The 13,705-nt window shown below is 72.8% G+C and carries 7 protein-coding genes; 2 read left to right on the top strand and 5 right to left on the bottom strand.

From position 1 onward, the window contains the following. Positions 1–43 precede the first annotated feature (43 nt). The 5 genes from glgB to ACGFRB_RS09435 form a co-directional block, all read right to left on the bottom strand. The gene (gene glgB, locus ACGFRB_RS09415) at positions 44–2,494 is read right to left on the bottom strand and encodes a 1,4-alpha-glucan branching enzyme (RefSeq protein WP_393241090.1); all 2,451 of its coding nucleotides are present in this window, start codon (positions 2,492–2,494) and stop codon (positions 44–46) included. After that, positions 2,491–3,849, bottom strand: coding sequence for a maltokinase (locus tag ACGFRB_RS09420; protein WP_363001152.1), 1,359 nt, complete (start codon positions 3,847–3,849; stop codon positions 2,491–2,493). The genes glgB and ACGFRB_RS09420 overlap by 4 nt, the downstream gene beginning before the upstream one ends. A gap of 382 nt (positions 3,850–4,231) precedes the next feature. Next, positions 4,232–5,950: a maltose alpha-D-glucosyltransferase gene (gene treS, locus ACGFRB_RS09425; protein ID WP_363001150.1), complete on the bottom strand. Its 1,719-nt coding sequence runs from the start codon at positions 5,948–5,950 to the stop codon at positions 4,232–4,234. Beyond that, positions 5,947–7,953: an alpha-1,4-glucan--maltose-1-phosphate maltosyltransferase gene (locus tag ACGFRB_RS09430; protein WP_393241094.1), complete on the bottom strand. Its 2,007-nt coding sequence runs from the start codon at positions 7,951–7,953 to the stop codon at positions 5,947–5,949. The genes treS and ACGFRB_RS09430 overlap by 4 nt, the downstream gene beginning before the upstream one ends. A 228-nt stretch (positions 7,954–8,181) precedes the next feature. Next, the gene (locus ACGFRB_RS09435) at positions 8,182–9,135 is read right to left on the bottom strand and encodes an SDR family oxidoreductase (protein ID WP_393241097.1); all 954 of its coding nucleotides are present in this window, start codon (positions 9,133–9,135) and stop codon (positions 8,182–8,184) included. Positions 9,136–9,255: 120 nt separating this feature from the next. On the opposite strand from ACGFRB_RS09435, the gene ACGFRB_RS09440 reads away from it, so the two are divergent. Continuing rightward, a complete protein-coding gene (locus ACGFRB_RS09440) occupies positions 9,256–10,557 on the top strand; it encodes an AraC family transcriptional regulator (protein WP_393241100.1) in 1,302 nt (433 codons plus the stop codon). 227 nt (positions 10,558–10,784) lie between these two features. Then, positions 10,785–13,535: an alpha-glucan family phosphorylase gene (gene glgP, locus ACGFRB_RS09445; protein WP_393241103.1), complete on the top strand. Its 2,751-nt coding sequence runs from the start codon at positions 10,785–10,787 to the stop codon at positions 13,533–13,535. Positions 13,536–13,705: the final 170 nt, after the last annotated feature.

A 13,705-nucleotide genomic window follows, 5' to 3' on the forward strand; every position in this document is an offset into this window, starting at 1 on the left:
CGACCGCGCGGTCAGGCCGCCACCGACCCCAACCAGCCCCGGATCAAGCGGGCTTGAACCACACCGTCGCCAGTGGCGGCAGTGTCGTCCGCAGGCTCGTCAGCCGTCCGTGCCAGGGCACCGACTCGGTCTTCACCGGGTCGGTGTTCGTGACGCCGCCGCCCCCGTACCGGGCCGCGTCCGTGTTCAGCACCTCCTGCCAGGCCGCGACGCTGTCCGGCACCCCGAGCCGGTAGTCGTGCCGCACCACCGGCGAGAAGTTGCAGACCGCGAGCAGCGGTGAACCGCTCGCGTCGAAGCGGAGGAAGGCGAAGACGTTGTCCTCCGCCGCGTCGCCCGCGATCCACGCGAAGCCCTCGGGCGAGGTGTCCCGCTCCCACAGCGCGGGCGTCGCCGCGTACACCGTGTTCAGATCGCGCACCAGGTCCCGTACGCCCCGGTGGTCGGCCTCCGCCCCGTACGACGGGTCGAGCAGCCACCAGTCCGGGCCGTGGTCCGCCGACCACTCCGAGCCCTGGGCGAACTCCTGGCCCATGAAGAGGAGTTGTTTGCCCGGGTGGGCCCACATGAAGCCCAGGTACGCCCGGTGGTCGGCGCGCCGGCGCCACCAGTCGCCCGGCATCTTCGACACCAGCGACCGCTTGCCGTGCACGACCTCGTCGTGCGAGATCGGCAGGATGTAGTTCTCGCTGTACGCGTAGACCATCGAGAAGGTCATCTCGTGGTGGTGGTACTTGCGGTGCACCGGGTCCTTGGTCATGTAGCCGAGGGAGTCGTGCATCCAGCCCATGTTCCACTTCAGGCCGAAGCCGAGACCGCCGAAGCCGCCCGGCCCCACCTGATTCGTCGGCCGCGTCACCCCGTCCCAGGCGGTCGACTCCTCGGCGAAGGTGACGACTCCCGGACAGCGTTTGTACAGCGTGGCGTTCATCTCCTGGAGGAAGGCCACCGCGTCCAGGTTCTCCCGGCCGCCGAACTCGTTGGGCAGCCACTCGCCGCCCTCGCGCGAGTAGTCGAGGTAGAGCATGGAGGCGACCGCGTCCACCCGCAGCCCGTCCAGATGGAACCGCTCGCACCAGTACACCGCGTTGGCGACCAGGAAGTTGCGCACCTCCTTGCGGCCGTAGTCGAACTCCAGGGTCCCCCAGTCGGGGTGCGCGGAGCGGCGCGGGTCCTCGTGCTCGTACAGCGGACGTCCGTCGAACTCCGCCAACGCCCAGTCGTCGCGCGGGAAATGAGCCGGTACCCAGTCCATCAGGACGCCGATTCCGGCCTGGTGCAGTGCGTCGACGAGGAAGCGGAAGTCGTCGGGGGTGCCCATCCGGGCGGTCGGCGCGTAGAAGCCGGTGACCTGGTAGCCCCAGGATCCGTGGAAGGGATGCTCGGCGACGGCCATGAACTCCACATGGGTGAAGCCGAGATCGGCGACATAGGGCGGCAGTTGCTCGGCGAGCTGGAGGTATGTCAACCCGGGTCGCCAGGACGGCAGATGGACCTCGTACACCGAGATCGGCGCCTCGTGGTGCGGGCGCGCGCCGCGCCGCTCCAGCCACCCGGCGTCCTGCCAGACATGGTGGTCGTCGGTCACGACGGACGCGGTGTCCGGCGGGCACTGGGTACGCCGGGCCATCGGGTCGGCGCGCAGGGTGTGGCTGCCGTCGGGGCGGGTGATGTCGAACTTGTACAGCGCGCCCTCGCCCACCCCCGGTACGAACAGCTCCCACACACCGGTCGATCCGAGCGAGCGCATGGGCAGGGCGGTGCCGTCCCAGTGCGTCCAGTCGCCGGCGACCCGGACCCCTCGGGCGTTCGGCGCCCAGACGGTGAACCGGGTGCCCGGCGTGCCCTCGTGGGTCATGACCCGCGCGCCGAGCGCGGTCCACAGCTCCTCGTGCCGGCCCTCGCCGATCAGATGCAGATCGAGGTCGCCGAGGGCGGGCAGGAAGCGGTACGGGTCGTGGACGGCGAGCTCGGCGGCGGAGTCGTACCGGATCCGCAGCTCGTACGCCGGGATCACGCGCAGCCGGGGGACGAGCGCCGAGAACAGCCCGTCGCCCTCGGAGACGAGCGGGATCCGGCGGCCCTTGGGGAGCAGGACGGCGACCTCCTTCGCCCACGGGCGCAGGGCGCGGAAGACGATCCCGCCCTTCACCGGGTGGGCGCCGAGGAGCGCGTGCGGGTCGTGGTGCGCGCCGGAGAGCAGCCGGGCGCGGTCGTCGGGGTCGAGGGCCGGCGCCGGGCGGGCCGTCCGGGCGGGTCGGGCGGGGGTGGGGGCGGTCACCGGAAGTGCCTCCTGGGTGGGGGTGGGGTGGGGCGGGGTCCGCCGGTGTGGTGGCTCCGGGGCGCGATGGGTCGGAGGTGCCGTGGCTCGGGGTGTCGTGGCGCCGGGGTGTCCTGGCTCGGGGGTGCTCCGGCTCTGGATGTACGGGTGTACGGGTGCACGGGGTGTCGTGGCGCCGGGTGCCCTGGCTCCGCGGGGCGCGCGGGAGGTCATGGCTCCGTCGCGAGCCGGGCGATCGCCGCCATGGGGACCGGCAGCCAGTCGGGCCGGTGCCGGGCCTCGTAGAGGACCTCGTAGACCGCCTTGTCCGTCTCGTACGCCCGCAGCAGCGCCGGGTCGTCGCGCGGGTCCGTCCCCGCCGCCTTCGCGTAGCCGGCGCAGTACGCGTCCCGGCAGCGGGCCGACCAGTCGGGGTTCCACGGCCGGTGGCTGCGGGCCGCGTAGTCGAAGGAGCGCAGCATGCCCGCGATGTCGCGGACCGGTGGGTGCGGGGTACGCCGTTCGTCGAGCGGCATCGCCGGTTCGCCCTCGAAGTCGATGACCGTCCACGCGCCGTCGGAGCCGCGCAGCGTCTGCCCGAGGTGCAGATCGCCGTGGACCCGCTGGAGCAGGCCGGTGCCGGTCGCGCCGCAGGCCGCCGCGAACACCGCCCGCAGTCCCGGGACGTACGGCACCAGCGCCGGCACCGCCTGCGCGGCGGCGTCCAGACGGGTGCCCATCACGGCCGCGAGACCCTCGACCCGATCCCGTTCAAGACGTTCGGTCGGCAGCGCGGTGGCCAGCGCCAGGTGCACCTCGGCGGTGGCCCGGCCGAGCGCGTGCGCCTGCGTGGTGAAGCCCCGTCCGTCGGCGAGGGCATCGAGGGCGAGCCGCCAGCCGTCCCGCGAGCCGCGCAGATACGGCTGGAGCATCCCGAGGGTCGCCGCGCCCGACTCGAACCAGGCGACCGGGGCGGGGACCCGCGCGCAGCCGGCCCGGGCGAGGGCGAGCGGCAGTTCCAGGTCCGGGTTGGCGCCCGCCGAGACCCGCCGGAAGATCTTCAGGATGTACGAATCCCCGAAGACCAGCGAGGAGTTGGACTGTTCGCCGTCCAGCATCCGGGGCGCGAGCGCGGGCGGCAGCGCGGTATCGGTGTGGAAGCGCAGCGGGCCGGTGCGGCCGGGGGTGCGCAGCCGCTCGTAGAGCAGCCCGGCGAGCCGGGGGTCGCGCAGCCCCTCGTAGACCATCCGTCCGGTCAGCGGGCCCTGTCTGATCCGCCCGATCAGGGTGTGGGCGAGCCGGGGCGGCAGCTGCCGCCGGATGCCGAGCAGCAGCTGGTAGCAGTCGGCGGGGGTGCCGGGCGGCCGGCCCGGCTGTTCGACCCGGACCAGCAGATGCAGCAGGCCGGGACCGGGGCCGTCGAGGGGCAGCAGCTCGGTGGCCGACTCCAGGGCGAAGCCGGTGACCGGGCGGCCCTTGCCCGCGAACCAGCGCTGCCGGGGCAGCCAGGCGTGCAGCAGGGGCGCGAGGGTGGAAAGGAGGGTGGCCCGGGGGCCGGTGGACTCGGTGACGGATGCGGTCTCCGGCATGGCGACGCGTCCTTTCCCCACGGCAGACGGGTGGCGTTTGTATGGGTGTGCTCTCAAATGCGCCGAGTGTCCCGGATGGCGGCGCGGGGTGTCCGGCTGTGGGGGACGTGTCGGAGGGGGAAGATCCGTTTGGCCTGTCGGCTGTGCCCGGATGGCCGGGAGGGGCCCGGATGGGTGCGGGCCGACCGGGGGAGGGGCGCGGGGCGCCGGGGCGTGGCGGGGCGGGCGGTGAGAGCGCGCGGTACGGGGCGGGGGAGCGCGCGGTGCGGGGCGGGCGAGTGCGCGGTGCGGGGAGTGGACCCGCACCGCGCGGGCCGGGGCCAAGCCCCTCGGCGGGGGCTTCAGCAGAGGGACTTCGGGAGGGGGCCTCGGCAGACAGGCCTCAGCACGGGGGCTTCAGGCGGAACCAGTAGAAGCCGTGCCCGCCGATCGTCAGCAGATACGGCAGCTCCCCGACGGCCGGGAACTCCACCCCGCCGATCAGCTCCACCGGCCGCGCCCCGGCGAACCGCCGCAGGTCCAGCTCGGTGGGCTGGGCGAAGCGGGAGAAGTTGTGCACGCACAGGACCAGATCGGCTTCCCTGCCCTCCTCGGCGGGGGCTTCGCGGAGGAAGGCGAGGACGGCCCCGTTCGACGAGGGCAGTTCGGTGTACGAGCCGAGTCCGAAGGCGTGGTTCTCCTTGCGCACCTCGATCATCCGCTTGGTCCAGTGCAGCAGCGAGGACGGCGACGCCGTCTGGGACTCCACATTGGTCACCTGGTAGCCGTGGACCGGGTCCATGATCGCGGGCAGGAACAGCCGGCCCGGATCGCACGAGGAGAAGCCCGCGTTGCGGTCCGGTGTCCACTGCATCGGGGTGCGCACCCCGTCCCGGTCGCCGAGCCAGATGTTGTCACCCATGCCGATCTCGTCGCCGTAGTACAGCACCGGCGATCCGGGCAGCGAGAAGAGCAGCGCGGTGAACAGCTCCATCTGCTTGCGGTCGTTGTCGAGCAGCGGGGCGAGCCGGCGCCGGATGCCGATGTTGGCCCGCATGCGCGGGTCCTTGGCGTACTCGGCGTACATGTAGTCGCGTTCCTCGTCGGTGACCATCTCCAGGGTCAACTCGTCGTGGTTGCGCAGGAAGATGCCCCACTGGCAGCCCGCCGGGATCGCCGGGGTCTTCGCCAGGATTTCGGAGACGGGGTGACGCGACTCGCGCCGTACCGCCATGAAGATGCGGGGCATCACCGGGAAGTGGAACGCCATGTGGCACTCGTCGCCGCCCGACGGGAAGTCGCCGAAGTAGTCGACCACGTCCTCAGGCCACTGGTTGGCCTCGGCGAGCAGGACCGTGTCCGGGTAGTGGGCGTCGATCTCCGCGCGGACCCGCTTGAGGAAGGCGTGAGTGGCGGGCAGGTTCTCGCAGTTGGTGCCCTCCTGCTGGTACAGGTACGGGACCGCGTCGAGCCGGAAGCCGTCGATGCCGAGGTCCAGCCAGAACCGCAGCGCGGACAGGATCTCCTCGCACACCCGCGGGTTCTCGTAGTTGAGGTCCGGCTGGTGCGAGAAGAAGCGGTGCCAGTAGTACTGCCCGCGGACCGGGTCGAAGGTCCAGTTGGACGACTCGGTGTCGACGAAGATGATCCGGGCGTCCGCGAACTGCTTGTCGTCGTCGGCCCAGACGTAGTAGTCGCCGTACGGCCCGTCCGGGTCGCTGCGCGACTCCTGGAACCACGGGTGCGCGTCGCTCGTGTGGTTCATCACGAAGTCGATGATCACGCGCATGCCGCGGGCGTGCGCCGCGTCGACGAACTCCACGAAGTCGGCCAGATCGCCGAACTCCGGGAGCACGGAGGTGTAGTCGGCGACGTCGTAACCCCCGTCCCGCAGCGGGGACTTGAAGAAGGGCGGCAGCCACAGGCAGTCCACGCCCAGCCACTGGAGATAGTCCAGGCGCGAGGTGATGCCCTTCAGATCGCCCACCCCGTCGCCGTCGCTGTCCTGGAAGGAGCGGACCAGGACCTCGTAGAAGACCGCCCGCTTGAACCAGTCGGGATCGCGGTCCTTGGCGGGGGTGTCCTCGAAGGTGTCGGGGACGGGTTCGTTGACAGTGGTCATGATGCGGGTGACCCTCCGGTCTGCGGGGACGGTCGCAGGGCCAGCACATGCGCGGGAGCGACACCCGGCTCCAGGCGTACGTAGGCGGTCCTGCCCCAGTGATAAGTCTCGCCGGTGATCTCGTCGCGCACCGGCGCGGTCCCGTGCCAGGCGAGATTGAGTTCCGGCATGTTCAACGAGACCGTCGCCTCCTGGGTGTGGTGCGGGTCCAGGTTGGCGATCACGATGACGGTGTCCGTGCCGGAGCGCTTGCTGTACGCGATCACGGCCTCGTTGTCGGTGGTGTGGAAGGTGAGATTACGCAGTCGGCGCAGGGCCGGATGGCGGCGTCTGATCCGGTTCAGGGAGGTGATCAGCGGGGTGATCGAGGTGCCGTCCCGCTCCGCCGACTTCCAGTCGCGCGGCCGGAGTTGGTACTTCTCCGAGTCCAGGTAGTCCTCGCCGCCCGCGCGCAGCGGGGTGTTCTCGCACAGCTCGTACCCCGCGTACATGCCCCAGGAGGGGGAGAGGGTCGCGGCGAGCACCGCCCGTACCTCGAACGCCGGACGGCCGCCGTGCTGGAGATAGGCGTGCAGGATGTCCGGGGTGTTCACGAAGAGGTTGGGCCGCATCGAAGCCGCCGACTCGCCGGACAACTCGGTGAGATATTCGGTGAGTTCGGACTTGGTGTTGCGCCAGGTGAAGTAGGTGTACGACTGCTGGAAGCCGATCGCGCCGAGCGTGCGCATCATCGCGGGCCGGGTGAACGCCTCCGCCAGGAAGATCACGTCCGGGTCGGTGCCGTTGATCTCGGCGATCACCCGTTCCCAGAACACCACCGGTTTGGTGTGCGGGTTGTCCACCCGGAAGATCCGCACCCCGTGGTCCATCCAGTGCCGCAGGATCCGCACCGTCTCGGCGACGATCCCGGCCATCCCGTCGCCCGCCGCGTCGAAGTCCAGCGGATGGATGTCCTGGTACTTCTTCGGCGGGTTCTCGGCGTACGCGATCGTGCCGTCCGGGCGGTGCCGGAACCACTCCGGACGCTCCGTCACCCACGGATGGTCCGGCGAGCATTGGAGGGCGAAGTCCAGCGCGACCTCCAGGCGCAGTTCGCGCGCCCGGGCCACGAAGGCGTCGAAGTCGGCGAGCGTGCCCAGGTCCGGGTGGATCGCGTCGTGCCCGCCCTCGGCCGAGCCGATCGCCCACGGCACGCCCACGTCCTCCGGGCCCGCCGTCAGCGCGTTGTTCGGGCCCTTGCGGTGGGTGGTGCCGATCGGATGGACGGGCGGCAGGTACACCACGTCGAAGCCCATCGCCGCGATCGCGGACAGCCGCTTCGCCGCCGTACGGAAGGTGCCGGGGACGGTCCGGCCGCGGACCTTCCGTACCCCCTCCGAACGCGGGAAGAACTCGTACCAGGAGCCGTAGAGGGCCCGCTCCCGTTCCACCCGCAGCGGCAACGCGGGGGAAGCGGTGACCAGTTCGCGCAGCGGATGGCGGCCGAGCGGCGCGAGGACCCGGGGCGCGAGCGCCGCCGCGAGCCGCACCGCCGCCGGCCGTGCGACGTCGCGCAGGGTGTCCGCGACCGCGAGGACCGCCTCCCGGTGACCGCCCCGCTTCGGCACGCCCTTCGCGGCCCGCTCGTGCAGCTCCGCGCCCTCGGAGAGGACGAGTTCGGAGTCGATCCCGGCCGGGATCTTGATCCGGGCGGCGTGCCGCCAGGTCTCCAGCGGATCACCCCACGCCTCGACGGTGTACGTCCACAGCCCCTCGGCGTCCGGGGTGACCTCGGCGCCCCACCGGTCGGTGCCCGGGGCCAGTTCGCGCATCGGCGTCCACGGTCCCGGCCGCCCGGCCGGATCGCGTAGCACCACATTGGCGCCCACCGCCTCGTGCCCCTCCCGGAACACGGTGGCCGAGACCTCGAAGGTCTCGCCCACCACCGCTTTCGCGGGATGGCGGCCGCAGTCGATCAGCGGGCGGACATCCAGGACGGGAATGCGTCCCTTGTGCGGATTCACGGCATCACCTGATGGTTTGTGTGCGTATGAGCGGTGCTGCGCTCTTTCTAGCCGTGACGGGGGCGCGGGGGAGGCGGGCACCGCCGCTCCGCCGCACGATCACCCGTACGGCGGTTATGAAGGGGGCACTCGGGGGTACGCGCGAACGGCGCATCGGTGGTGAGGGTGCGGGTGATGGTGATGCGGGGGGTGGGGGCGGTGCCGAGCGCGGGGGGAGCGGCGCCGGGGTCAGCCGGGCAGGTCCTCCGGGTCGTTCGACCACACCCGCCACGGCTGGGTCGCTACCCAGGTACCGGCCTTCGCCGGTGTGATCCCCAGCGCCTCCGCCGCCATCCCGTCGTCCCCCGCGAGCAGCAGCGGATCGCTGCCCGCCGCCAGATGGCGGTACAGCCCCGTCACCCCCGCCGCCGCGTCCGGGCCGAGCAGTCGCGCGAGTGCCCGTTCGAACAGTTCGGGCCGCAGCGGCACATAGCGCACCGGCCGCCCCAGACCGCGGGTGAACACCTCCGCCAGATCCGCGCCCGTCAGCGTCGCCGCCCCGCCGATGTCGAAGACCCCGCCCTCCGCGCCCTCCCGGACGAGCGCCGCGTGCACCGCCTCCGCCAGATCCTCGTGCGAGAGCCACGCGACCGGCGCCGAGGCGGGCAGCGGATACGCGAGGATCCCCTCGTCGACGAGCGACGGCCCGTTCCACGGCGAGAACAGGTTGTCCAGATAGACCGGCGGGCGCAGCACCACCAGCGGCACCCCGCTGCCTCGCAGCACGGTCTCCGTCATCCGCCGCGTCTCGAACGCCGGGACTTCCGTGGGCTCCTGCGGCAGACGGGTGTTGGCGTTGAACACCATGCGCCGCACCCCCGCCGCGCGGGCCGCCCGCGCGATGTTGCTCGCGTACCGGCGCACCCGCTCCGTGTCGTACAGCAGCGGCATGGTGACGACCGCGTGCGTCACTCCCTCGAACAGCCGCCCCACGGCCCCCTCGTCGGCGAGCCCGCCCGACGCGAAGTCGGCCCCGGGCAGCGGCGGTCGGTCCCCCGCCGGGCGGCGCGACAGCGTCCGCACCCGGTGTCCTCGGGCGACCAACAGCCGGGCCACCGCCCCGCCTTGGAAGCCGGTCGCCCCGACGACCGCCACCCGCATCGGGCGCGACGCGGGCGCGGGCACCGCGTTCTCATTGGACATGTGTGCGGGAGGTCCTTCGCATAGGGTATGTGCGTGCTGCAGTCATCGTTTACTTACAGACTGTGGCGGCGGAGTCCTCCGTTCAATTAACAAATTGGGGCGGAAGTTGAAGGATCGTCCATGGAGACCGTGGGTACGAAAAGTCCCGGCCATCGCGCCGCCGGAGGCGTCGCAAACCGCACTGCCGGCCGGACCGGGACCGCATACGACGACCTGCTGAGCGAACTCCTCACACCCTTGCGCCTGACCGGAGTTCTCGACAGCCGCTGGCGCGCCGGCGCGCCCTGGGCCATCGAGAGCGAGGCCCTGCGGGACCGCGCCGCCCTTTACTACGTCGTCGAGGGCGACTGCTGGCTCACGGGCACCGGCGGACCCCCGCTGCACCTCGGTACGGGCGATCTCGCCCTGCTGCCCACCGGTGCCGCCCACCGGCTGACCGACCACCCCGGCAGCCGGGCGGAGCCGGTCATGGCACTGCGGTCCGGGCGTGGGCAGGGGCAGGGGCAGGGGCGCGGGGCGGGGGTCGAGGCGTTACGCCTGCCCGGTCCCCGGGTCCCCGGAGCGCGGGCGGGAGCACGGGACGCCGGGCGGAGGCAGGAGCGGACGCCCCTTCAACCGGGTGGGTCCAGTACGCCCCGGGATCCTGGCCGGTCCGGTACGCCCGGTGAGCCCGTCGGGTCCGGCGCGCGCGGTGAGATACGCGTCGGCGGCGACGGCCCCGAGACCCGGCTGCTGTGCGCGGGACTCCCCTACGACGCCGGCACCATCACCGACCTCTACCGGTCGCTGCCCGACGTCCTCGTCCTCGACCGCTCCCGGGTCGAGCGCGAACCTCTGCTCCACGACACCCTGAACCTGCTCGCCCGCACCGGCCGGCCCGCCGGCCCCGGCGACCGGATCGTCACCCTGCGCGCCTTCGAGATGGCCTTCGTCCTCGCCCTGCGCCCACTGCTCCTCGACCTCGCCGAGGACCCCGAACGCCCCTACAGCCCACCCCTGTTACGCCACCCCGGCATCCGCCGCGCCCTGGTGCTGATCGCCACCCGGTTCGCCGAACCCTGGACCATCGACATGCTCGCCCGCGAGGCCGGGATGTCGCGCTCCGCTTTCACCGCCGCGTTCAGCGGCCACGTGGGAATGTCCCCGGCCCGCCACCTCACCGAATGCCGGATGCGCGAGGCGGCCCGGCTGCTCACCGAGACCTCGCTGCCCCAGTCGGCGATCCCCGCCCGGGTCGGCTATCAGAGCGCCGTCGGCTTCCACCTCGCCTTCCGCAAGTGGTACGGGGAGACACCCGGGGTCTACCGGACCGCCGTCGGGACGGGGGCGGGGGCCGGTTCCGGGGCCGGAGCGGAGGCCCGGGGGGATGCCGGGGCAGGTGCCGGGAAGGCCGTCCCGCGGGGTGCCGCCCTCGGCGACTGACACCGGCCGCCGAGACGAGGAGACGACGGTGCGGTGACGATGGTGTGGTGACGGGGGTGCGGGGACCGACGCGCGGGGCCCGGTGCGGGGGCCGTCCCGCAGCGGGCCGCACCCCCCCCGTACCGCCGTCTCCGTCTGCGCCGTCTGTGCGCACTGCGTGCCACCGGGCCCGGCGCGTGGCGTGGTGCTTCCGCTCCGGCCCGCCACCGCCTGCCAAGGTGGACCACGTGAAGGCAATCCGTCGATTCACCGTGCGTCCCGTCCTCCCCGAGCCCCTCCGCCCCCTCGCCGACCTGGCCCACAACCTGCGCTGGTCCTGGCACGAACCCACCCGCGCGCTCTTCGCCACCGTCGACAGCGACCACGACGACCCCGTCCGCGCGCTCGGCGCCCTCGACGCCGGCCGGCTCGCGGACCTCGCCGCCGACCAGGACTTCCTCGCCCGGCTGCGGGCCGCCGCCGACGATCTCGACCACTACCTCACCGCACCCCGCTGGTACCAGCGGCAGGCCGAGGCGGCCGTCGGCACGGCCGGCGCGCCGCCCGCCTCGATCGCCTATTTCTCCCCCGAGTTCGGCGTCGCCGCCGCCCTGCCCCAGTACTCCGGGGGCCTCGGCATCCTGGCAGGCGACCACCTCAAGGCCGCCAGCGACCTCGGCGTCCCGCTCATCGGCGTCGGACTTCTCTACCGCAACGGCTACTTCCGCCAGTCCCTCTCCCGAGACGGCTGGCAGCAGGAGCACTACCCGGTCCTCGACCCCGGCGAGCTGCCCGTCACCCTCCTGCGCGAGCCCGACGGCACCCCTGCCCGGGTCACCCTCGCCCTGCCCGGCGGCCGCAGCCTGCACGCCCACATCCGGATCGTGCCCGTCGGCCGTGTACCGCTGCTCATGCTCGACTCCGACGTCGAGGAGAACGCCCCCGGCGAACGCGAGGTCACCGACCGGCTCTACGGCGGCGGCAGCGAACACCGGCTCCTCCAGGAGATGCTCCTCGGCATCGGCGGCGTCCGCGCCGTCCGCACGTACTGCCGCCTCACCGGCGCCCCCGCGCCCGAGGTCTTCCACACCAACGAGGGGCACGCCGGCTTCCTCGGGCTCGAACGCATCCGCGAGCTCGGCGGGGCCGGATCCGGTACGACCGGTTTCGGTACGACCGGCCTCGGCGCTGCCGGATCCGTCACAGGCGGCTCGGGTACGGCCGCGTTCGGCGGAACGGCCGGATCCGGTGGTACGGCCGGATCCGGTGGTACGGCCGGCCCGGCGCTCGACTTCGACAGCGCCCTCGAAGCCGTCCGCGCCGGCACCGTCTTCACCACCCACACCCCCGTCCCCGCCGGCATCGACCGCTTCGACCGCGCGCTCGTCGCCCGCCACCTCGGCGACGACGGCGCCCTGGCGGGCGTCGACACCGCCCGCGTACTCGCCCTCGGCGACGAGACCCCGCTCGGCGGCGACCCCGACGTCTTCAACATGGCCGCCATGGGCCTGCGCCTCGCCCAGCGCGCCAACGGCGTCTCCACCCTCCACGGCGCCGTCAGCCGCGCCATGTTCGCCGGCCTCTGGCCCGGCTTCGAACCCGACGAACTCCCCCTCACCTCCGTCACCAATGGCGTCCACGCCCCCACCTGGACCGCCCCCGACCTCGACCGGCTCGGTCCCGACGCCACCGACCGCGAGCTGTGGGAGCTGCGCCGCCGGCTGCGCGAACGGCTCGTCACCGACGTACGGCGCCGGGTCCGCGCCTCCTGGCGGCAGCGCGGCGCCGAAGCCGCCGAACTCGGCTGGACCGACGCCGTCCTCGACCCCGACGTCCTCACCATCGGCTTCGCCCGCCGCGTCCCCTCGTACAAACGCCTCACCCTGATGCTGCGCGACAAGGACCGGCTCCGCGACCTGCTGCTGCACCCCGAACGGCCCGTCCAGCTCGTCGTCGCCGGCAAGGCGCACCCCGCCGACGACGGCGGCAAACGCCTCGTCCAGGAACTCGTCCGGTTCGCCGACGATCCCCGCGTCCGGCACCGCATCGTCTTCCTGCCCGACTACGGCATCGACATGGCCCGCGGCCTCTACCCCGGCTGCGACGTCTGGCTCAACAACCCGCTGCGCCCCCTCGAAGCGTGCGGCACCAGCGGCATGAAAGCCGCGCTCAACGGCTGCCTCAACCTCTCCGTCCTCGACGGCTGGTGGGACGAGTGGTACGAACCCGACTTCGGCTGGGCCATCCCCACCGCCGACGGCGCCGCCGACGACGAGGAACACCGCGACGACCTCGAAGCCGCCGCGCTCTACGACCTCGTCGAACACCGGGTCGCCCCGCGCTTTTACGAACGCGACGCCGAAGGAGTCCCCACCGGCTGGACCGCGATGGTCCGGCGCACCCTCACCGACCTCGGGCCCAAGGTCCACGCCGACCGGATGGTCCAGGAGTACGTCGAGCGGCTCTACGTCCCCGCCGCCACCGCGCACCGGGCCCTCGGCCCGGACGCCGCGCGCGAACTCGCCGCGTGGAAGGCGCGGGTGCGAGGCGCGTGGGCGGGGGTTTCCGTCGACCACGTGGAGGTCGACGGGGTCGGTGGGTCCGGGGTCGGCGGAGCCGACGGAAGCGGGCCCGGGGTGAACCGGGTCGCCGGTGACGCGGAACTCGGCGCCACCCCCGGCGTACGGGTACGCGTCGACCTCGGCGGTCTCACGCCCGAAGACGTCGAGGTCCAGGCCGTGACCGGCCGCGTCGACGCCGACGACCGGATCCTCGACCCGCGTGTCAGCGTCCTCAAGCCGGCGGGTGGCGGGCCCGACCTCGACGGCCGGATGCCGTACGAAGGGGCGCTGTCGCTGGACCGGACCGGGGCGTTCGGGTGCGCGGTGCGGGTGCTTCCCGCGCACGCGTTGCTGGCGGGGGTGGCGGAGATGGGGCTGGTGGCGGTGCCGGGCGCTGCGCGCTGCGGTGCGGGTGGGGGTGCGGGGGCGCTGCGCTGAGCTGGTGGGGGCGTGGTGGTGCGGGGCGCGTTCGGGGTGCTGGCGCGGTGCGCTGGGGGTTTGTGGGTGGTGCGCGTGGGCCGGTCCGGGGGTCGTGTTCTGCACTGCATGATTTACGGCGCGGAGCCCTTGGTAGTGCGTAAAGCGTTGCTGCTTCCGCGCCACAAATC

The sequence above is a fragment of the Streptomyces sp. NPDC048718 genome, from assembly GCF_043198875.1.
GTDB lineage: Bacteria > Actinomycetota > Actinomycetes > Streptomycetales > Streptomycetaceae > Streptomyces.